The sequence below is a fragment of the Paracoccus sp. TRP genome, from assembly GCF_000185925.1.
GTDB classification, from domain to species: domain Bacteria; phylum Pseudomonadota; class Alphaproteobacteria; order Rhodobacterales; family Rhodobacteraceae; genus Paracoccus; species Paracoccus kondratievae.
Map to the genome: position 1 here is coordinate 1 of NZ_AEPN01000025.1, position 19,507 is coordinate 19,507.

General features: G+C 64.4%; 19 protein-coding genes and 1 tRNA gene. 10 read left to right on the forward strand and 10 right to left on the reverse strand.

The window, feature by feature from the left end:
• Positions 1-396: 396 nt before the first annotated feature.
• From gndA to PARACOCCUSGL_RS0113695, 3 genes are all read right to left on the reverse strand, one after another.
• Positions 397-1,797 (reverse strand): NADP-dependent phosphogluconate dehydrogenase, encoded by a 1,401-nt coding sequence (gene gndA, locus PARACOCCUSGL_RS0113685; RefSeq protein WP_010397615.1) that lies wholly within the window; start codon positions 1,795-1,797, stop codon positions 397-399.
• Between the two features lie 127 nt (positions 1,798-1,924).
• Positions 1,925-3,229, reverse strand: a complete 1,305-nt coding sequence (locus tag PARACOCCUSGL_RS0113690; RefSeq protein WP_010397616.1) for a class I SAM-dependent methyltransferase — start codon at positions 3,227-3,229, stop codon at positions 1,925-1,927.
• 276 nt (positions 3,230-3,505) lie between these two features.
• Positions 3,506-3,580: transfer RNA gene (locus PARACOCCUSGL_RS0113695), tRNA-Gly, on the reverse strand.
• A gap of 188 nt (positions 3,581-3,768) precedes the next feature.
• Between PARACOCCUSGL_RS0113695 and PARACOCCUSGL_RS0113700 the strand changes: the two genes are divergently transcribed.
• The gene (locus PARACOCCUSGL_RS0113700) at positions 3,769-4,389 is read left to right on the forward strand and encodes a DUF5671 domain-containing protein (protein WP_010397618.1); all 621 of its coding nucleotides are present in this window, start codon (positions 3,769-3,771) and stop codon (positions 4,387-4,389) included.
• Positions 4,382-4,816, forward strand: coding sequence for a hypothetical protein (locus tag PARACOCCUSGL_RS0113705; protein WP_010397620.1), 435 nt, complete (start codon positions 4,382-4,384; stop codon positions 4,814-4,816). The genes PARACOCCUSGL_RS0113700 and PARACOCCUSGL_RS0113705 overlap by 8 nt, the downstream gene beginning before the upstream one ends.
• Here PARACOCCUSGL_RS0113705 and PARACOCCUSGL_RS0113710 read toward each other — a convergent pair.
• Positions 4,813-6,171 (reverse strand): condensation domain-containing protein, encoded by a 1,359-nt coding sequence (locus tag PARACOCCUSGL_RS0113710; RefSeq protein ID WP_010397623.1) that lies wholly within the window; start codon positions 6,169-6,171, stop codon positions 4,813-4,815. The two genes, PARACOCCUSGL_RS0113705 and PARACOCCUSGL_RS0113710, sit on opposite strands and share 4 nt — an antisense overlap.
• A 192-nt stretch (positions 6,172-6,363) precedes the next feature.
• Here PARACOCCUSGL_RS0113710 and PARACOCCUSGL_RS0113715 point away from each other — a divergent pair, with 192 nt between their 5' ends.
• On the forward strand, positions 6,364-7,986 hold the full coding sequence (locus tag PARACOCCUSGL_RS0113715; protein ID WP_010397625.1) for a (2,3-dihydroxybenzoyl)adenylate synthase: 1,623 nt from the start codon (positions 6,364-6,366) through the stop codon (positions 7,984-7,986).
• Between the two features lie 11 nt (positions 7,987-7,997).
• Positions 7,998-8,240 carry a phosphopantetheine-binding protein gene (locus PARACOCCUSGL_RS0113720; RefSeq protein ID WP_227493394.1) on the forward strand — a complete coding sequence of 81 codons (243 nt, stop codon included), beginning with the start codon at positions 7,998-8,000 and terminating at the stop codon, positions 8,238-8,240.
• Positions 8,241-8,259: 19 nt separating this feature from the next.
• On the opposite strand, the gene PARACOCCUSGL_RS0113725 is transcribed toward PARACOCCUSGL_RS0113720, so the two are convergent.
• From PARACOCCUSGL_RS0113725 to PARACOCCUSGL_RS0113735, 3 genes are read right to left on the reverse strand one after another with little or no spacing between them, the layout of a single operon-like run.
• Complete coding sequence (locus tag PARACOCCUSGL_RS0113725) at positions 8,260-9,030, reverse strand: 2,3-dihydro-2,3-dihydroxybenzoate dehydrogenase (RefSeq protein ID WP_010397630.1); 771 nt, start codon at positions 9,028-9,030, stop codon at positions 8,260-8,262.
• Between the two features lie 4 nt (positions 9,031-9,034).
• The gene (locus PARACOCCUSGL_RS0113730; RefSeq protein WP_010397632.1) at positions 9,035-9,676 is read right to left on the reverse strand and encodes an isochorismatase family protein; all 642 of its coding nucleotides are present in this window, start codon (positions 9,674-9,676) and stop codon (positions 9,035-9,037) included.
• Positions 9,676-10,884, reverse strand: coding sequence for an isochorismate synthase MenF (locus PARACOCCUSGL_RS0113735; protein ID WP_010397634.1), 1,209 nt, complete (start codon positions 10,882-10,884; stop codon positions 9,676-9,678). Before PARACOCCUSGL_RS0113735 ends, PARACOCCUSGL_RS0113730 begins: the two co-directional genes overlap by 1 nt.
• A 338-nt stretch (positions 10,885-11,222) precedes the next feature.
• On the opposite strand from PARACOCCUSGL_RS0113735, the gene PARACOCCUSGL_RS0113740 reads away from it, so the two are divergent.
• Together PARACOCCUSGL_RS0113740 and PARACOCCUSGL_RS0113745 are read left to right on the forward strand one after the other, a co-directional pair.
• Positions 11,223-12,197 (forward strand): diacylglycerol kinase family protein, encoded by a 975-nt coding sequence (locus PARACOCCUSGL_RS0113740; protein WP_010397636.1) that lies wholly within the window; start codon positions 11,223-11,225, stop codon positions 12,195-12,197.
• Positions 12,194-12,982 carry a metallophosphoesterase gene (locus PARACOCCUSGL_RS0113745; RefSeq protein ID WP_010397638.1) on the forward strand — a complete coding sequence of 263 codons (789 nt, stop codon included), beginning with the start codon at positions 12,194-12,196 and terminating at the stop codon, positions 12,980-12,982. Before PARACOCCUSGL_RS0113740 ends, PARACOCCUSGL_RS0113745 begins: the two co-directional genes overlap by 4 nt.
• On the opposite strand, the gene PARACOCCUSGL_RS0113750 is transcribed toward PARACOCCUSGL_RS0113745, so the two are convergent.
• Positions 12,979-13,782, reverse strand: a complete 804-nt coding sequence (locus PARACOCCUSGL_RS0113750; RefSeq protein ID WP_010397641.1) for a VOC family protein — start codon at positions 13,780-13,782, stop codon at positions 12,979-12,981. The two genes, PARACOCCUSGL_RS0113745 and PARACOCCUSGL_RS0113750, sit on opposite strands and share 4 nt — an antisense overlap.
• Positions 13,783-13,945: 163 nt before the next feature.
• On the opposite strand from PARACOCCUSGL_RS0113750, the gene PARACOCCUSGL_RS0113755 reads away from it, so the two are divergent.
• Entirely contained in the window at positions 13,946-15,130 is a 1,185-nt protein-coding gene (locus PARACOCCUSGL_RS0113755; protein WP_138918353.1) for a class I SAM-dependent RNA methyltransferase, read from the forward strand.
• A gap of 104 nt (positions 15,131-15,234) precedes the next feature.
• A complete protein-coding gene (locus PARACOCCUSGL_RS0113760) occupies positions 15,235-15,984 on the forward strand; it encodes an SDR family NAD(P)-dependent oxidoreductase (RefSeq protein WP_010397645.1) in 750 nt (249 codons plus the stop codon).
• Between the two features lie 6 nt (positions 15,985-15,990).
• Here the strand turns inward: PARACOCCUSGL_RS0113760 and PARACOCCUSGL_RS0113765 are convergent, their stop codons facing one another.
• On the reverse strand, positions 15,991-16,506 hold the full coding sequence (locus PARACOCCUSGL_RS0113765; protein WP_138918354.1) for a L,D-transpeptidase: 516 nt from the start codon (positions 16,504-16,506) through the stop codon (positions 15,991-15,993).
• A gap of 17 nt (positions 16,507-16,523) precedes the next feature.
• Entirely contained in the window at positions 16,524-17,585 is a 1,062-nt protein-coding gene (gene ribA / locus PARACOCCUSGL_RS0113770; RefSeq protein WP_010397650.1) for a GTP cyclohydrolase II, read from the reverse strand.
• 133 nt (positions 17,586-17,718) lie between these two features.
• Here ribA and PARACOCCUSGL_RS0113775 point away from each other — a divergent pair, with 133 nt between their 5' ends.
• Together PARACOCCUSGL_RS0113775 and PARACOCCUSGL_RS0113780 are read left to right on the forward strand one after the other, a co-directional pair.
• Positions 17,719-18,405, forward strand: a complete 687-nt coding sequence (locus PARACOCCUSGL_RS0113775) for a response regulator transcription factor (protein ID WP_010397653.1) — start codon at positions 17,719-17,721, stop codon at positions 18,403-18,405.
• 247 nt (positions 18,406-18,652) lie between these two features.
• Complete coding sequence (locus PARACOCCUSGL_RS0113780; RefSeq protein WP_010397655.1) at positions 18,653-19,438, forward strand: exodeoxyribonuclease III; 786 nt, start codon at positions 18,653-18,655, stop codon at positions 19,436-19,438.
• Positions 19,439-19,507: the final 69 nt, after the last annotated feature.

The window sequence follows — 19,507 nt, forward strand, 5'->3', positions numbered from 1 at the left end:
ACCATCAGGATCCACATGCTGGCCGATGCTCTGGGCAGACCGTCGCGGTTCATCATAACGACCGGCCTGGTTGGCGAGATTACGCAGGCCTCGTCCCTCCCGCAGCGACAGAGCGGTGATCTCGTGCTGGCCGATAAAGCCTACAGCAACGCCTGGCGGCAAATCATTGCCGGCATCGGAGCCGAAGCGGTCATCCCGTCAAACGGCTTGCGTAAAATCATCATTCCACACAATGAGCGCGCCTGTGCGCGTCGCAACCACATCGGACGTTGCTTCAGCCAGATGAAGCTCTTCCGCCGCTTCGCCTCTCGATACGACCGAAGAGCCGTTCACCTTCCGGGGCTTCGTTTATCTCGTTGCCGCTATGCCCCGGATGCGGTGAATGTCCGATCCGGCCTAGCTCGTCTTACCCCACGGTCCGTGGTGGCTGTCCTGACCGTCCAGCCTGTCAAAGCCGTGGGCACCAAAGAAGTCGCGCTGCGCCTGGATCATGTTCGCGGTGCCACAGCCGGTGCGCATCAGGTCGAACCAGCCAAGGCCAGCTGCCAACGCGGGCACGCCGTGACCGTTCAGCAGGGCGGTTGCCACCACACGGCGCAATGCGGGGATCGTTGCCTCAAGCCGCTGCGCAAAGAAGGGCGCGAGTACGAGGTTGCGCGACGGGTCTTCGGCCAGGGCAGCCGCCATGTCGTTGAGCATGGCCGAGCGGATGATGCAGCCAGCGCGCCAGACCCGTGCAATCCCCGGCAAGTCGAGTTGCCAGCCAAAGGCCCGGCCAGCGGCCTCGATCATCGCGAAACCCTGCGCATAGCACAGGATCTTGCCTGCAATCAGCGCGGCCTCAAGCTCGGTCAGGGCCAGATCCAGCGGCTGGAGACCGGCACCGAAACGCGCCTCGCCGGCCTTACGTTCTGTGACGCGGGCCGAGACGTTGCGTGCCATCACAGCCGCGTCGATTACCGGGATCGGTGCGGCCAGATGCTGCGCCTCGATCGCGGTCCAGCGGCCGGTGCCCTTTTGCCCGGCAGCATCCAGAATCACGTCGAGCATCGGCGCGCCCGTCAACGGATCAGCAGCGCGAGAAACGGCGGCCGAGATCTCGATCAGATAGGACTTCAGCGGCCCCTGATTCCATGTGGCAAAGGCTTCGCCAATGCCTGGGGCGGGCATCGCCATCCCGTCACGCATCAGTCCATAGATTTCGGCGATCATCTGCATATCGGCATATTCGATGCCGTTATGCACGGTCTTGACGAAATGGCCGGCGCCAGCCTCGCCCATCCAGGTCGCGCAGGGGGTGCCGTCCTCGGCGCGGGCGGCGATGGCCTCCATGATCGGGGCAACGCGATCCCAGTCGGCGCGGGCACCCCCGCCCATGATGGCCGGTCCGTGACGCGCGCCCTCTTCGCCGCCCGAGACACCCATGCCAAGAAAGCGCATCGGCAGACCGGCAGCGGCGCGGCGGTTGGTGTCATGGAAATTGGCGTTCCCGGCGTCGATCACCAGATCTTCGGGGTCAAGCAACGGGGCCAGCGCAGCGATCTGGTCATCGACGGCCTGACCGGCGGGGACCATCAGGATGATGGCGCGCGGCGGGGCGATGGCGGCGACCAGATCGGCCAGGCTTTCGGTCGGGATGACGCGTTCGGCCAGAGCCTCGGCTTCGGCGTGAAAACGGCGGGTGACCTCGGTGGTGCGGTTCCACACCACGATGGGAAAGCCTTTTTCGGCGATGTTCAACGCCAGCGCCGCGCCCATCGTCCCAAGGCCGATAAGGCCGATTCGTGCCTGTGTCATGACGGTTCCGCTCCGTTCCGCTTGGCATCGCCCGGCGCTTTTCCGGACAATGGAGGTTACAGGTCTTTAGCCCATCCGGGCTTATGTTACCGTTAACTACGCCGTGCGGAGCTGGTTTTCCAGAGGGTCATTCGGCACTGTTGCGCCAGGCCTCCTTCTCTGATCCTGCGGGCTGATAGATATAGTTGCGGCGGAAGGGATAGGCGGAATGCGCGCCGGGCAGATCGGGCGTTACCTGCCCCTGATCGGGATGGGTCATCAGGATCTGGTAAAGCGCCACCCAGCCTTGCTCAAAGGCCAGGGCGCAGCCCGCAAGGTACAGCCTGTAGGCCTGCAGAACTTCGGCGGCGCGGTCAGGGGGCATCGAGCGGGCCAGCACCTGCTCGGCCTCGGGCAGCCGCGCCTCAAGCGCGTCGGACCAGGCCCAAAGGGTCCGGGCGTAGTGCGGGCGCAGGTTTTCGGTATCGACCATTTCAAGCCCGGCTTGCGACAGGCTGCGGATCGCCTGGCTGACATGCACCAGCTCACCGCCCGGGAAGATATATTTCTCGATGAAATCGCCAAGGCCGCCGCCGACCATCGCGTCGTCCAGACCCGAGGCGGCGATGCCGTGGTTCAGCGCCATGCCGCCCGGCCTCAGCAGCCGGCGCAGGGTCTGGCTGTAAAGACCCAGATTGGCGCGGCCGACATGTTCGAACATTCCGACCGAGGCCAGCTTGTCAAAGGGCCGGTCTGGCGTCAGGTCGCGATAGTCGCACAGCAGGATGCGCACGCGATCGCCCAAGCCTTCGTCGGCAATCAGGCGGCTGACATGGTCGAACTGATTCTGCGACAGGGTGATGCCGGTTGCGTCGACGCCGTAATGACGCGCCGCATGCATCAGCAGCCCGCCCCAGCCTGCGCCGATATCAACGAAACGCTCGCCGGGGCGCAGGTCCAGCTTGCGGCAGATCAGGTCCAGTTTCGCCTCTTGCGCATCGGCCAGTGTCATCTGCGGATCGGCGAAATAGGCGCAGGAATAGACCCGTCGCGGGTCCAGCCACAGGGCATAGAATTCGTCCGACACATCGTAATGGGCGCGAATCTGGTGGGCGTCGCGTTCGCGGCTGTGGCGCAGGACAGAGTTCAGGCGATTGATCAGCCGCTGCCAGGCGTTGGGGCGAATCATCTGCCCCTCCTGGGGTATCAGCGCGGCGACGACCCGCATCAGATCGCGCATCGAGCCCTCGATCCGGGCGCGCCCGCGCACGATCTCATCCCCGAGCCGCCCCAGCTTAGCCGAGGCAAGCAGCGCCAAAGAAGTCACGTCCTGAAAGGCGATGGTTACGCGTGCATCCTGCGGACCCAGCCGCCGGCCCGAGGGCAGGCGCACCGCCAGAGGGACCGGGAGTTGCTGAAGTTTTCGTTCGATCAAAGTTTCCAGAGCCGGCATGATCACCTCACGCTTGGGCTGGCCGCGATGCAGGGGTGGAGGGGACGCAAAGCGCGGCAGCGTGTTCCTGACGTCTGTCCCGGATGCTGTTGCCGGGGCAACCTCTCCACCATACTAGCCCTGATTCCCGGAAAATGACCAGAGGCAGGAAGACCTGTCAGCAACGCGCTGACTTTGCGGTGTGGCGGCGGGCTTTGCGATGAGCGCTTTGTGCTGGGACCGGAAACGCCGAAAGCGGCCCGGAGGCCGCTTTTCGCCATTCCCGAAGGAAAATTTTGGAGCGGGCGATGAGATTCGAACTCACGACCCTTACCTTGGCAAGGTAATGCTCTACCCCTGAGCTACGCCCGCACTCCGTTCCGATGGCGCTTCGCCTTCGGTGAGGCGGCATTTATGGGACCGCGCAGGGGGATGCAAGAGGGAAAAAGCGGCCTGCCGAAAATTTTTCACAAAGGACCCGCAAAGGCCCTGTGATCGTAACGACTTGACCGCAGCCGCGCCTTGCCGAAAGGTGCGACGCCAGGAATGGGGAGGGGCCGATGAAACCGTCCGACCAGCTCTCGGAGTTTGTCCAGCACGCGCTTGCACAGGGTGGGGACCGCGACGGTATCGCCCATGCGCTTGCCGCTGCCGGCTGGTCCGCACCCGAGATCGAAGAGGCGCTGGAAAGCTGGGCTTCGGTGCCCGGCCTGCCGCCCGTGCCGCGGCCGCGCCCCTATGCCTCGGCGCAAGAGGCGCTGCTATATGGCCTGTTGTTTCTGTCGCTGGGCGTGATCGTCTGGCACCTTTGCCAACTTGGGGCAGTCCTGATCGACTGGCTGATTCCCGACCCGTTCGACGGCCCGCATTACGGCTGGGACAGTTCGGTGCGGTGGTCCATCGCCTCGCTGATCGCCTTTGTGCCGCTGTTTCTGGGGCTGAACCGCAAGGTGGCGCGGATGAGTGTCGGCGACGCCGGCAAGCGCCGCTCGCTGGTGCGCAAATGGTTCGCCTCACTGACGCTGCTGGTTGTTGCGTTGGTGTTTCTGGGCGATGGAGTCCTTGCCATATTTGCGCTGCTGAACGGCGATCTGACCCTGCGCTTTGCCGCCAAGGCGGTGCTGGTGGCGGGGGTTGCTGCGCTGGTCTTTGCCTATTACCGGGATGAGCTGGATGATTAAGGGCCGGGTCGCCATTGCCATCGCGCTTTTGGCCGCCTTTGCCATCATAGTCGGCCTGGTGCTGACCGGAGGTCCCGCTCAGGCCCGCAAAGAGCGGCGCGACCGCCAACGTGAAAGCGATATCGCCCATCTCAGTCGCCTTGTCGGCTGCCTTGCGCGCGAAAACGGCAACCGTCTGCCCGAGGAATTGCAGATCACGCCGCAATGTGACTGGCAGGTGCAGCTGGCCGATCCCTTTACGGGCGAACCCTATCGCTATGAGGTGACAGGACCGCGCAGCTATCGGTTATGCGCGGATTTTGAGCTGCTGCCGCACCACCCCTCGGGACTGGCGGTGCGCGATGAGCAAGGCTGTACCAGCCGGTTCTTTATCCCTACCGGCGCAGAGCGGCATGGTACCCGCCTTGCCCCCACCTCGCGCGGCTAGGGCTGCCAGGACGCCAGTTTTGCCAGCGGGCGCGACAGGCTTTCCGGTGCAGCCGCCAGTGCCAGAAAGTGCGGCAGTGCTGCCGAGAGGCGCGCGAAATCGGCGGGTGGAGTCAGGGTCGGATCGGCCTCGATCAACAGATCCAACCCCCGCGCTTCGCCATCGCCACGAATGGTGATGTTGAAACCGTCGCCGGGGCCATTCGACAGCACATGTCTGGTTGTTTCGCATCCGGCAAAGCGCGGCTCGTCAAAGGGCAAAACGTTGATCAGCGGGGAAAAGAAGAACCGGCTGCGCGGCTCCATACCCCAGTCCCCGGCGATCTGTTCGATGCGATAGCGTCCATGGCGGCGCAGCTTGCGCAGCCGTGTGCCCAGCCGGGCCAGCGCCTCGGATAAGGGTTCGGCCTCGTGCAACGTCACGTCAAAGGGCAGGATGTTCACCACCAGCGCCGGGACCGAGATGCTGACGCTGCCCATCCGGCTCATATAAGGCAGCCAGACCGGCATCGAGATTCGACCCTCGCCATCGCGCAGCCGCTGGGCCGAAGCATCGGTCAGGCACAGCGCGGTCCAGGCTGAACAAAGCACGGTCAGCAGATCGGGCCAGCCCATCTGGACCGACTGTGCCTGCTGCATCAGTGCCGGGTGCAGGTCCGACAGGTCGTGCATGACCGACAGCGCCTCGGTCGGGTAATTTTCCGAACCTTTACGCAGCACGCGCGGGCGCGGTTCATTTGCCAGCACCTCGGCCCAGTGGTGGCCATCTGCGGCGTGGCGTGGGCTGGCGCGGTAATCCAGCTCTTCGTTCAGATAATCGGCAAGCGGGCGCAGGGGGGCTCCGGCATCGGCACCGCCAAGTGCCGCAGCATAAAGCCGGGCGCATCGCTGTTCGATCAGGCTCATCGCATAGCCGTCCAGCGCAATGTGATGGCCGCGGTTGAACCAGAGGTAATGCCCCTCGGCCAGCCGGATCAGCCACTGTGCGGCAATCGGTTGCTCCATAAGGTTCAGCGGGGCCTCGACATCGGCCTGCATCAACGCAAAGGCGTGCTCGCGTGCATCCGCCCTCTCTGTCAGGTCAAGGACGCGCAGTTCTGGCCGGTAGGCGGGATCAACCCGCTGCACTGGTTGGCCATCGCTGCCCAGTGCAAAGCGCAGCGCCATGATGTCGGTTTCAGCGATTGTCGTCCGGATCGCCTGAATCAGCGCGTCGGGTTGGGCGACGCCGCCCAGTTCGACCGCATGGGCGACGGTCGAAACCGCTTCGCCAGGATGCAGCCGGAACTCTTCCCAGAAATCCAGTTGAGCCAGGGTCAGAGGCAGCCAAAGCCCCTCGGGCAGATGATGCGTCATTAAGTCCTGTCCCTGTTGCCGGACGTGCTGTTATTGACCTGAATGAGGCTGGCTTTGTTACGCCCCCGGGGGGCGAGGGCGCTGCTGGCTTGCTTCGAGAGAGAAAGCAAGATAAAAATACTCAACTATTGATCTCCGTCAAGGTGCCGTGGGCGCCTGTGGCGGGTCTTTGCTGTCAGGACAGGTATCCCGATGATTGAATTCAGCCCTTGGCCTCAGGACCTCGCGCAGCGCTATCGCGAGGCCGGTTACTGGATCGACCAGCCGCTGACCCACATTCTGGACGCGCAACTGGCCGCCAACCCCGAGGCCGAGGCGCTGGTCTGCGGTGACCGGCGTTTCAGTTATGCCGGTCTGGATCGACTGTCGCGCAACCTTGCCGCCCGGCTGGCGGCGCAGGGACTTGGCCATGGTGATACGGCGGTGGTGCAGCTGCCGAACGTGGCTGAATTCTACGTCGTATTCTTTGCCCTGCTGCGAATCGGCGTGGTGCCGGTGAATGCGCTTTTCAGCCATCGCCGGCTGGAGCTTGCCGAATATGTCCGCCAGATCTCGCCGCGGCTTGTCATCGCCTCGCGCGGGCATGAGCTGTTCCGCGACGATGCCTTTGCCGATGAGCTGCGTGCGGGTGGTGTCGTCCATCTGTTGCTGTTGGAAGAGGACGACCCGCAGCGTAGCCTTGCCCATTGGCTGACCTTTGGCGGTGATCTGCCCCAAGGTGTGGGGCCGACCCCAGCCGATCAGGTCGCCTTTTTCCAGCTTTCGGGCGGCAGTACCGGTACGCCCAAGCTGATCCCGCGCACCCATAACGACTATGATTACAGCATCCGTGCCAGCGTCGAGATCAGCGGTGTCACCTCTGCCACGCGCTTTCTTTGTGCGCTGCCGGCGGGGCATAACTTTCCGATGAGCTCGCCCGGCGCGCTGGGGGTGTTCCATGCCGGGGGCACGGTGGTCATGGCGCCGAACCCCGATCCGCTGACCTGTTTTGACATCGTGGCGTGTGAACGGGTGACGATGGTGCCGCTGGTCCCGCCTGCCGTGGCGCTGTGGCTGCGCGCGGTCGAAGAAGAGCCTTCGCGCCGCGCCGGGCTGGACAGTCTGGACCTGATGCTGGTCGGGGGCGCCAGCTTTGCCGAGGCCATGGCGCGGCGGGTGCCCGAACTGCTTGGCTGTCGCCTGCAGCAGGTTTTCGGCATGGCTGAGGGGCTGGTGAACTACACCCGGCTGACCGATCCCGAAGAGGTGATCTTTACCACTCAGGGCCGCCCGATCAGCCCCGATGACGAGGTGCGCATTCTGGACGAGGACGGCAATCAGGTCCCCGAAGGCACCCCGGGTGCGCTGGCAACGCGTGGCCCCTATACGTTCCGGGGCTATTACCGCGCCCCCGAACACAACGCCAAAGCCTTTGACGCCGAGGGGTTCTATCACTCGGGTGATGTTGTGGTGCGACAGGGCGGCAATCTGCGCGTGGTCGGCCGGATCAAGGACCAGATCAACCGCGGCGGCGAAAAGATCGCGGCCGAAGAGATCGAGAACCTGTTGGTGCGCCATCCCGACATCACCCACGCGGCGCTGGTCGCCGCCCCCGACGCGCATCTGGGCGAGAAAAGCTGCGCTTTCCTCGTTCTGCGTGACGGGGCCGGGAAACTGTCGCCCCCGGCGCTGCGCCGGCATCTGCTGGAACTGGGCGTGGCAGAATACAAGCTGCCCGACCGTTTCCGCTTTGTGCCCGAACTGCCGCTGACGGCGGTGGGCAAGATCGACAAGCGCCGCCTGCGCGACAGCCTCGTGGCCGAAACCGCCGCCTGAAAGGACCGATGATGGAAATTGCCGAAAAGACCGACCTGAGCCCCGAATGGCTGGCCGCCCGGGTCCGGAAGATGATCGAGGACGATTGCGAGATCGACCCTGCCGAGAACCTCGTCCTCTACGGGCTCGATTCCATCGCGGTAATGACCTTTTCGTCAGAGCTGAAGCAGATGGGTATCGAGGCCAGTTTCGAAGAACTGGCCCGCGAACCGTCTTTGGATAACTGGTGGGCGCTGATTTCGTCGCGGCTATAGGCCAGGGCGGGCGGGGCTATCAGGCGCGCAGCGTCGCCCCGCCATCGACGTAAATGTCGGCCATGGTGACATGGCCCGCCTGATCCGACAGCATGAACATGACAGCACTGGCGATGTCCTCGGGCGTCGCCAGTTTCCTTAGCGGGATGCCGGTGCGATAGGCCTCAAGGCTGCCTTCGATCACCGCACGCTCGCCCGCGCCGCCGTCCTCGGTCCACATGCCGGTCTGCATCGGCGTCAGGGTCGAGCCGGGGGCCACGATATTGCAGCGCACACCCTGTGCGGCAAGCTCAAGCCCCAGACAGCGGATCAGCATGGTCGCCGCCGCTTTCGAGGCCGCATAGACGCCCATGTTCAGGCGCGGAATCCCCGCAGCGTTCGAACTGACGGCGACGATCGAGCCGCCGCCATTGCGCACCATCGCCCGGCCAAAGGCGCGGGTGACGTTGAAGGTGCCGCGGGCGTTGACATTGATCACCCGTTCCCATTCCTCAACCGGCAGATCCAGCAGCGGTCCGATGGCCAGCACGCCTGCCGCATGGACGCCAAGGCCCAAGGGGCCATGCGCCGCCTCGACCTCGGTTACCAGCGTCTCGGCTGCCGCGCTGTCGCGCACATCAAGCACGCGGTTCTCGACCCCCGGTACGGGATTGCTGGCCAGCGCGGCCTCGGTATCGGTGGCGACGACTGTTGCGCCTGCGTCAAGCAGAGCGCGCACGACGGCACGGCCGATACCGCCCGCCGCGCCAGTGACGATCGCGGTCTTTCCCTCAAATCCGGTCAAGCGCATGATTTCACCCTTGTTCCTGCAATGCTTCCAGCGCCTGCCGGGTGGACATCGGCACGCCGCAGGTGGCAGCGATCCAGTCCATCGCCATCCCCAGCCGCTCGCGCGAGAAATCGGCCTGCGCATCGGCGACGGTAAAGGCCTCGATATCGCGCTGGAAGGCTTCGACGGCGGTGGCGAGGCAGCCGATATGGGCATAGACGCCGCAGATCATCAACTGGTCGCGTCCCCGCGCCCGCATCAGGGTTTCAAGGTTCGAGCGTTGAAAGGCGCTGTAGCGGTGCTTGACCAGAACGATATCGCCCCCAGCCGGGGCAAGCTCGGGCAGGATTTCTTCGTGTTCGGGGGTCGCGCTCATCCCCGGTCCCCACAGATCGGCCTGCAACCCGCGATCCGGGCGGAACTGATTGCCTTTCTGCGCGGTATAAAACACCGGCACGCCCGCCGCGCGGGCAGCACTGATCAGATGGGCGATGTTTTCGACCACAGGGGTGATCGGCTGACCCTCGGGGTAGATGCGGCAGAAATAGCGCTGCATGTCATGAACCAGCAGCGCCAGCCGGTCGCGCCGGGGCTGCCAGGGGCCGCGCGGGCAGGGCAGCTCGGCCTCGGCCAGAGGGGCGTAGGGGGCGATGCCGGGCAGGGCCATCAGTTCTCTCCGTTCCTGCGGGCGACCCCGGCCAGACCTGCATCCTGTGGCAGGCCCAATGCGGCCAAGAACGCGCCGAATTTCGCGCCAGTTTCGGCGGCTTCGGCCATCGGGTCAGAGCCGGGAACGATCCCGGCACCCGCGTAAAGCCGTGCCTGCCGACCGCTGATTTCGGCGCAGCGGATGGCGACATACCATGCACCGTCTCCGTTTGCGTCGCACCAGCCGACCGCACCGGCATAGAAATCCCGTGCCACGGGTTCAAGCTTGCGGATCAGATCCGCCGCCCGCGCCATGGGCATGCCGCAGACCGCAGGCGTCGGATGCAGGGCCGAGGCCAGAAGGACCGAGGGCGTGCTGTCATCCCTGAGCCGCCCCTCGATCCGCGTGCCCAGATGCCACATGCTGCGGGTCGAGGTGACGCGCGTGCCCTCGGGACAGCCCAGTTCGCGGCAATGCGGGGCAAGGGTGTCGAGAATCGATTCGACGACCAGCGCGTGTTCGCGGTGATCCTTGTCCGATTGGGCGAGAGCCTCGGCGGCGGCGCGGTCGGCGACCGGATCGGTCAGCCTGCGGGCCGAGCCTGCCAGAGGATGCGAGGCGATCTGCCGGCCCCGCTTTTCAATCAGCAGTTCGGGCGTCGCCCCGCAAAGCATCCGGCCTTGCGGGTGATCGGGCCCCGAGGGCAGGGCCACACGAAATGCCGTCACGCTGCGGTCGGCATGCAGCCGCGACATCAGCGCCTCGACCGGGATCGGGGCTGGCGCTTCGACCAGCAGGGTGCGTGCCAGCACGATCTTGGCCAGCGCATCGGCGCTGCCTGCCTCTTGCTCCATGATATCAAGGGCGCGGGCGACGCTGGCGGCATAAACCTGTGCCGAGGGTTCGGCACGCAGTTGCCAATCCACCAGCGGCAGACCCTGCGGAGCGATGCCCGTGGGGGCGGGGGTATCGGCGCGGGCGCATTGCCACAGGCAATCATCGGCCTCGCGGTCAAAGGGCAGGCTGCCGCCGATCAGGTCATCTGGCGCTGCCGCCGCCAGCGCAGCCGAGATTCGCGATTGCAGGGTTGCGGCATTTCCCGGCTCCAGCCGCCGCGCTGGACCCCGGCCAAGGATACAGCCCGCAGGGCCATCGAAACCAAAAAGAGCCGGTTCAGGCACTGGCGCCGCTGTCTCGTTCGGCGCCTCGGACAGGCGGATGTTCATGTTCCATCTCAATTTTTCTTGGCGGGCATCGTCCGTTGAACTGGGTCGATTACCCATGATGCGGGGCACGCAGTCATGAGCCATGCTGCGGTCAGATCTTTCGGGGCAGAACTCTCCTGCACAGATTTGCACCAACACGGGTGGCGCGCCGCCGCGGTCCCGGCGGTCACGCGGGGCGTGGAAGGGATTGGGACCCCGCCTTGGCTGCCCGGGCGCAATCTGTCAAAGCGCCCCAGGAAAGGCAAGTAAAAAGATCAGGTATATCGTCGCAGGCAAAATGCTGCCCGCTCCGGGTCTGGGCATGTGGAACCGGTCAGCGTTTTCAGAGGTTCCGGGACATGAGCACGCAAGAGAACGACATCACCGGCACGGGTCCCGATGCAGCGTTCGAGCTGTCCACGGCGCGCGTTTGCGCAATTGTGAATATGGGTTCGGGCCGCAAGGCAGGCGGCGATATCGCAGGCGCACTGCGCGAGGCGTTGGCTGGCCGTGTTGCGGCACTGGATATCCGTACCGCCAGGGGCGAGGACCTGCCTGCCGCCGCGCGTCGTGCGGTGGAAAAGGGCTTTGACCTGATCATTGCCGCAGGGGGTGACGGCACGCAATCCGCCGTCGCCGGGGCGGTTGCGGGCAGTAATGCCGTCATGGCGGTGATCCCGGGAGGGACCTTCAATTATTTTGCCCGCGATCTTGGCTCGGGTGAAACGGTGGAAGAGGCGCTGAGGATCTTTGATGCCCCCCGTGTGCGTCCCGTCGATATCGGCGAGATGAACGGTATGGTTTTTCTTAACAATGTCAGCTTCGGTGCCTATCCGGAGATTCTCAAGCACCGTGAAAGCGTCTATCGCCGCTGGGGCCGTTCGCGGATCGCGGCCTATTGGTCGGCGGTGGCGGCGCTGTGGAACCTGCGCCGCCCCCTGCACCTGACCGTCCGGGCGAATGGTAAGGAACAGCGTTTGGCCACGGCCTTGGCCTTTGTGGCAAAAAGCGCCTATCAACTGGATAGCTTTGGGCTGCTTGAGGGTGCCGATAGCGTGCGCCGCGGCCAGCTTGCGCTGCTGGTGGCGCGGGCGCGGCGACCGGGGCCTTTGGTGCGTTCGGCCCTGCGGCTCGCATTGGGCAAGACGGCGCGTTATGCCGATTTCGACCTGATTTGTGCCGAGGAATTCCAGATCGAGACCGTGCCCCGCCACGAATATGTTGCCCATGACGGCGAAAAGACCTGGATGGATTCGCCCTTTCAGGTGCGGGTGCGTCATGGCGCGCTGAAGGTTCTGGTCCCGGCGGAAAGCAAGGGGCAGGACGCGGAATGACGCGGATCCTGCATCTTTCCGACCTGCATTTCGGGCTTGAACGCAGGTCGCTGGTCGAGCCGCTGCTTGACCGGGTCAATGCTGCGCGCGCCGATCTGGTGGTGGTGACCGGCGATCTGACCCATCGGGGCCGCTCGGCGCAATTTGCGCAGGCGGCCGCTTTTCTGCGCCGGATCGAGGCTCCGCTTATGGCGGTGCCCGGCAATCACGACATCCCCCTGTTTCGTCTGACCGAGCGGATGATGCGTCCCTATCGCCGCTGGCGCGAGACGATTGCCGAAAACCTTGAACCCATCGGCAGCGTCGGTCAGGTACGTGTTCAGGGGGTGAACAGCGTTGATCCGATGGCATGGCAGCGGGGCATCATCTCGTCCGCTCAGGTTGGCCGGGTGATCAATGCGCTTGATCCGGGCTGCGTCAATATCGTTGCCCTGCACCACCCGATGCAGCAGCGTCCGCAGGTCGACAAGGCGCTGATGCACGGGGCCGAACCGGCGCTGGAGCGGTTTGAGCGCGCGGGCGTCCAGCTGGTTTTGACCGGCCATCTGCATCTGTGGGCGATCGGGGCGTTTCTGGGGCCGGGCGGCAGGCCGGTCCTGCAAGTGCAGGCCGGCACTGCCCTGTGCGACCGGCCCGGAGATCGCCAGAACGAATTTGCCGTGCTGGAGTTTTCTGGCCCCGACCTGCTGGTCGAGCGTCACGTTGCCCCGATGACCGAGCAGGGCTTTCGCCCGCCCGAGCATCTGCGCTTTGCCCGCAAGAACGGGGTGTGGCTGCCCGGTTAGGCGGCTTTGCCCTTGGGCTCGATCCGGATCGCCGTACCCCAGGGATCGCGGAAGGTCTCGGCCCCAAGGGCCTGCAACCGATCCGGGTCGGCGGCCAGCACTACCTCAGCCAGGCCGGTGGAATCGGCGCTGCGCAGCCCGGCGCCACGGCTGTGCCAGATATTGCCGGCCAGATGGTGGTGATAGCCACCGGTGGCAAAGAAGCTTGCTCCGGGCATATGGGCCATACGGTCCATGCCAAGCTGGTCCATGTAGAAGCGCTCGGCCTCGGCCACGTCGCCGACTTGCAGGTGGACATGGCCGACGACGCTGCCTTCGGGCGCGCCGGTCCAGGGGCCGTTTGCTGCACGCAGCAGACCCTGCAGGTCCAGCGGGATGGTATCCATCTGCACCCCGCTGCCGGTGTGCTGCCAGCTGTCACGGGGGCGGTCTGCATAGATCTCGATCCCGTTGCCTTCCGGGTCACGCAGATAGATCGCCTCGCTGACCAGATGGTCCGAAGCACCGTCCAGCGTGATCCCCAGTTCCGCCACATGCCGCAGCCAGCGACCCAAAGCGGCGCGGTCCGGCAAAAGAAAGGCGGTGTGGAACAACCCGGCCTCGCGCGGGCGGTGGCGGGCGGCTCGGTCCTGGCGCAACTCGACCAAAGGCAGGCCCGCGGCACCAAGCACCGTCTCTTTGCTGCTGCCAGAGATACGCTCAAGCCCGATGACCGAGCGGTAGTAATCCCCGACACGGTCGAGGTCGTTGACGATCAGCGCCACGCGGCTGACCTGAATGGGGGCATCACTGGTAGCCATTTGAGGTCTCCGTTATCTGGGTTGGTGCTAAGATAGGCTTAGCCATGATGGCATGAAATGGCGGCAATCGGGGAACACTGTCCCCAATCAGGGGATAATTGGTGCGGTTGCCTTCGCCCCCGCGCCGACGCATGATGCGGGGCCTTTCGCTTGCCGGACCCCGATGAAGCCCCGCACCCCCAAAACCGCACCCAAAACTGCACCCCGACCGCAGCCCGAACCCGCGCCACTTGCCGCTGATCCGGGGCGGATGGAGATATTTCTGGTCGCCACTCCGGGGCTGGAAGAGCCATTGGCCGCCGAGGCGCGCGAGCTTGGGTTTGATACCCGGATCCAGCCCGGCGGTGTGACTTTTACCGGCGGCTGGCCTGAGGTCTGGCGCGCGAACCTGAAAATTCGCGGCGCGACGCGGGTGCTGGCACGCATCGGTGCGTTTCGCGCCATGCATCCGGCGCAGCTGGACAAACGGGCGCGCCGCTTTCCCTGGGCCGACTGGCTGCGCCCGGACGTGCCGGTGCGGATCGAGGCCACCAGCCGCAAATCCCGCATCTATCACGCTGGCGCAATCATCCAACGGATCGAGGCCGCCATACGTGACAGTATCGGTGCGCCGATCGCCGAGGACGCGCCGGTCACGCTAAAGGTCCGGATCGAGGACGACCTTTGCACCCTCAGCCTTGACACCTCGGGCGAGTCGCTGCACCGGCGCGGCCATAAGCAGGCGGTCGGCAAAGCTCCGATGCGCGAAACCATGGCGGCGATGTTCTTGCGTCTGTGCGGCTTTAACGGGGCCGAGCCGGTGCTGGACCCGATGTGCGGCTCGGGCACATTTGTCATCGAGGCGGCTGAGATCGCGGCAGGTCTTGCCCCCGGCCGGATGCGGCATTTCGCCTTTGAACAACTGCCCGGCTTTGACGCGCAGTTGTGGGAACGTATGCGCGCCGCCCCCGCCATTCCGCCTGCGCCCGCAGCGATCCGCTATCACGGCAGTGACCGTGATGCAGGGGCGATCCGTATGAGTCGCGAAAACGCGGGTCGCGCCGGGCTGGAAAGCTGGACCCAATTCGAGAATCTGCCAATCAGCGATTTGCAGCGACCAGAAGGTCCGCCCGGCCTGGTCATCATCAATCCGCCTTATGGCGCCCGCATCGGAAACAAGGGGCCGCTGTTCGGTCTGCACGCCGCCTTGGGCGAGGTGCTGCGCGAGCGTTTTTCCGGCTGGCGTATCGGACTTGTGACCAGCGATGCCGCCCTTGCCCGGGCCACGGGACTACCATTCTACGAGCCGGGACCCTATATTGCTCATGGCGGGTTAAAGATCCGCTTGTGGCAGACCGGGCCTCTTTAGGTCGGGAAAGTCTTTTTGAAATTGCCGCATTTATACGATCTGCTGCGGGACTGCGCACCCGGCGGCAAGTACGATGGTTAACTAATAAGCGCAGGAGAACAGCAATGGATATTCGTTTTGATGGTAAGGTCGCGCTTGTTACCGGGGCCGGTTCGGGACTGGGCGAAGCGATTGCGCTGGAGCTTGGCGCTTCGGGGGCGACCGTAGTCGTCACCGACCTGCACGAGGAATCTGCCCGTGCCACCGCCGGCAAGATCATTGCGGCTGGCGGCAAGGCCGAGGCCGTAGTGGGCGATGTCTCGGACCCGGAACAGGTCCGCAAAGCTGTCGAGGCTGCCAAAAAGCTGGGCGGGCTGCATCTTCTGGTGAACAATGCCGGCATCAGCGGTCCTGTCGAACCGACTGGCGACTACCCGCTGGATGGCTGGAAAAAGGTCATCGACATCAACCTGAACGCGGTGTTTTACGGCATGCGCTACGGCATCCCGGCCATTCTGGAAGCTGGCGGAGGCGCGATTGTGAACATGGCCTCGATCCTCGGTTCGGTCGGGTTTCAGGGGGCCGGTGCCTATGTGTCGGCCAAGCACGCCGTTGTCGGTATGACCAAGAACGCGGCGCTGGAATATTCGTCCAAGGGCGTCCGCGTGAACGCGGTTGGCCCGGGCTTTATCGACACCGCGCTGCTGTCCCACATGGATCAGGAGGTCAGGCAGGCGATGATCGCCCGCCATCCCATCGGCCGGCTTGGCCGCGCGGAAGAGGTGGCAAGCCTGGTTGTCTTTTTGCTGTCCGACCGCGCCAGCTTCATCTCTGGCAGCTATCATCTGGTGGATGGCGGCTACACGGCCCAGTAGGCCGCATCAGTCCTTGTCGTGTCGGCTGGCGCGTTTGCGCGCCGGCCAACGCGGAAGGGCGGGAATTTCCAGCACATCGCCGGGCGTGACGGCCGAGGCCAGCCAGATCAGGTCGCGCCGCGCCATGGCAATGCAACCGGCGGTCGGGAAGCCCGGCCGCCGCCATTGGTGCAGAAAGATCGCCGAACCCCTGCCGGGTCGGGCATCGGGCCAGTTCCAGTCAGTGATCAGCACGATATCGTACAGCGGATCAGGCCGCCGCATCGCCTCATGACTGGGGGCGAAAGGTGCGCGGACCGGATGATTATAGGCCGGATGGCCTGATGCGTCGCACCACAGATCCCCCGGCACGATAGGCCGCGCCCAGCCATTGGGCGGGGGCAGCCGGTCGGGGCGATAAAGCAGCCCGACGATCCGATGCCGGCCGGTGGGGGTGGCTCCGTCTCCTTCGCGCTTGTCGGCCCGGATGCCTCCGCGCCCGACCGAGCAGGGAATGACCCGCGACCCTGCACGCAATCCCATCGGCGTCAGCAGCAGCCTCACAGCAGATGACCCGATTTCGCGGCTTTGACATCAAGATAGGCCGTATTGTGGCGGTTCCGGGGCGTGATCAGCGGCACACGCTCGGCTACGCTGATGCCGTGACTTTCCAGCATGGCGACCTTTTTGGGGTTGTTGGTCATCAGCCGGACCGAGGAAAAGCCCATCTTTCTAAGGATGCCCGCGCCGATACGAAAATCGCGTTCATCATCCTCAAAGCCAAGGCGGTGATTGGCCTCGACCGTGTCAAATCCCTGATTTTGCAAAGAATAGGCGCGCATTTTGTTGGCAAGGCCGATGCCGCGCCCCTCCTGGTTAAGATATAGCAATACGCCCTCGCCGGCCTGACCCATGGCGGTCAGCGCGGCATGCAGCTGAGGTCCGCAGTCACATTTCAGGCTGCCCAGCACATCGCCGGTGAAACAGGCTGAATGCAGCCGCGTCAGCACCGGTTTGGCACGCGAAGGGGCGCCGATCTCGACCGCGTAATGTTCTGCCTCGCCATTGTCGGGGCGAAAGATATGCAGGCGGGAATTTTCGGCCGAAAGCAGGGGCAGGCGGGCGTCGGCGACAGGTGCCATCACTGCCTCGGTTGCCATCTGTGCAAGCGCCGGACCGGGCGAAAGGCGCGTCAGCCCCTCGGGTGGCTCGGGGACCGGCACGACCAGAACGGCGGGTAAAAGCTGGGCAGATTTCGCCAGCGCGATCCCGGCGCGATGGGCGTCCACCTGACCGTCGCGGGGGCTGCGAAAGGGGCCTTTCATCGGCGTCATCAGATCGCCAGCCGGATCGGCCACGGCCCTGAGCCACGCCAGACCGGCATCCGGCGGCACCTCGATCCGTGCAAGATCCCGGTCATAGACCCGTACCTTCAGCGTTCTGGCGCGCGGTTCGGTGATCGCCAGAACCGCAGGCCCAAGGGCGCGCATCGTCTCCAGCCGGTCGGGGCGCAGCGTTTCGACCGCAGCGACAAGCTGGCTGCCGATGATCACCGGCAGGCCGATGCGCAGATCGGCGCGGGCGCGCGAAAGTGTTTCGGTCAGGGTCGGGATAAGGGTCATCGGGCCAGCTTGGTTGAAACAATCTGAAACATAGGACGGATTTCCGACAACTCCATGTGAGAATTGCTGCAAACCGCTGGACGCATACCGCGCCCCGCCGCAGTTTTCCGCCATAACGCCATAGGAGGCAAGAATGGCCGGACTGAAAAAGATCCTGTTGGTTGATGACGAAGAGGACCTGCGCGAGGCGCTGGCCGAGCAATTGGTCGCCACCGAGGATTTCGAGGTGTTCGAGGCCGGTTCGGGCCACGAGGCGGTCGAAAAGACCAAAGGCGCGATCTTTGACCTTGTGGTGCTGGATGTCGGCCTGCCTGATACCGACGGGCGCGAGCTGTGCAAGCGCCTGCGCAAGCAGGGGGTCAAATGCCCTGTCGTCATGCTGACCGGACATGACACCGATGCCGACACGATCCTTGGCCTCGACTCGGGTGCGAACGACTATATCACCAAGCCGTTCAAGTTCCCGGTCCTGCTGGCCCGGCTGCGTGCGCAGCTGCGCACGCATGAGCAGTCCGAGGACGCGATCTTCCAGCTTGGTCCCTATACGTTCAAGCCGGCGATGAAGATGCTGATCGACGCCAAGGACCGCAAGATCCGCCTGACGGAAAAGGAAACCAATATCCTGAAGTTCCTTTACCGCGCTCAGGACGGGGTGGTGCCGCGCGATGTGCTGCTGCACGAGGTCTGGGGCTATAATGCGGGTGTGACCACGCATACGCTGGAGACCCATATCTATCGCCTGCGCCAGAAGATCGAGCCCGATCCCTCGAACGCGCGGCTGCTGGTGACCGAATCCGGCGGCTATCGTCTGGTCGCCTGATCACAGCCCGCGTCAGGGAACCCACGCGTGGTTTGCGGGTTTTAACGCCAAGCCCGGTGGCCGGAGGATGCGGCCACATGTTTGCCCGGTCCCGGCCCCTGCCGGCGGCCGGGTTTTCGTTGGCGCGGTCCAGGTGGATATTTGAACACGGAAGAAGTCATGGGCCGGTGAAAGCCGGCTGCCCTGGTTCGGCCGGTGGACAAGGGGCCGCTGTGCCCCTAGGGTCCGTCCCGGAAAAGGAGCCGCCATGTTCACCATCGCCACCTGGAACATCAATTCGGTTCGCCTGCGCGAGGCGCTGGTCGCCCGCTTCCTGACCGAGGAGGCGCCCGATATCCTGTGTCTGCAAGAGACGAAAAGTCCGGTCGAGAATATCCCGCTGGAGGGTTTTCGTGCCCTTGGCTATCGCCATTTCGTCGCGCGTGGGCAAAAGGGCTACAATGGCGTCGCGATCCTGTCGAAACTGCCTATCGAGGATGCGGGCGACCGCGACTATGCGGGGCTGGGACATGCCCGGCATGTGGCGGCGCGGCTTGAGAACGGCGTTACCATCCACAATTTCTATGTTCCGGCAGGCGGTGACATTCCCGACCGTGAACAGAATATCAAGTTCGGCCAGAAGCTGGATTTCCTGACCGAGATGCGGGACGTCTTTCATGCCGACAAACCTGCGCGTTCGATCATGGTGGGTGATCTGAACATTGCTCCGCGCGAAGATGACGTCTGGAACCATAAGGCGTTGTTGAAGATCGTCAGCCACACTCCGATCGAGGTCGAGCATCTTTCGGCTACGCAGGATGCCGGGAAATGGGTGGATATCACCCGCAAGGATATCCCTGAGGGCTTACTTTACAGCTGGTGGAGCTATCGCGCCCGTGACTGGGATGCCGCCGACAAGGGACGGCGTCTGGATCACATCTGGGCAACGCCGGATATCGCCAATGCGGGCCATGGCAGCCGCATCCTGCGGCCGCTGCGTGGCTGGGAACAGCCAAGCGATCATGTGCCGGTACTGGCGAGCTTTGACCTCTGAGGCGGCTTGCCTCATGGGTGCGTAACCTTGCATCGTGTCCATGGCTGCGCCATCTAAGAGGCAACCCTT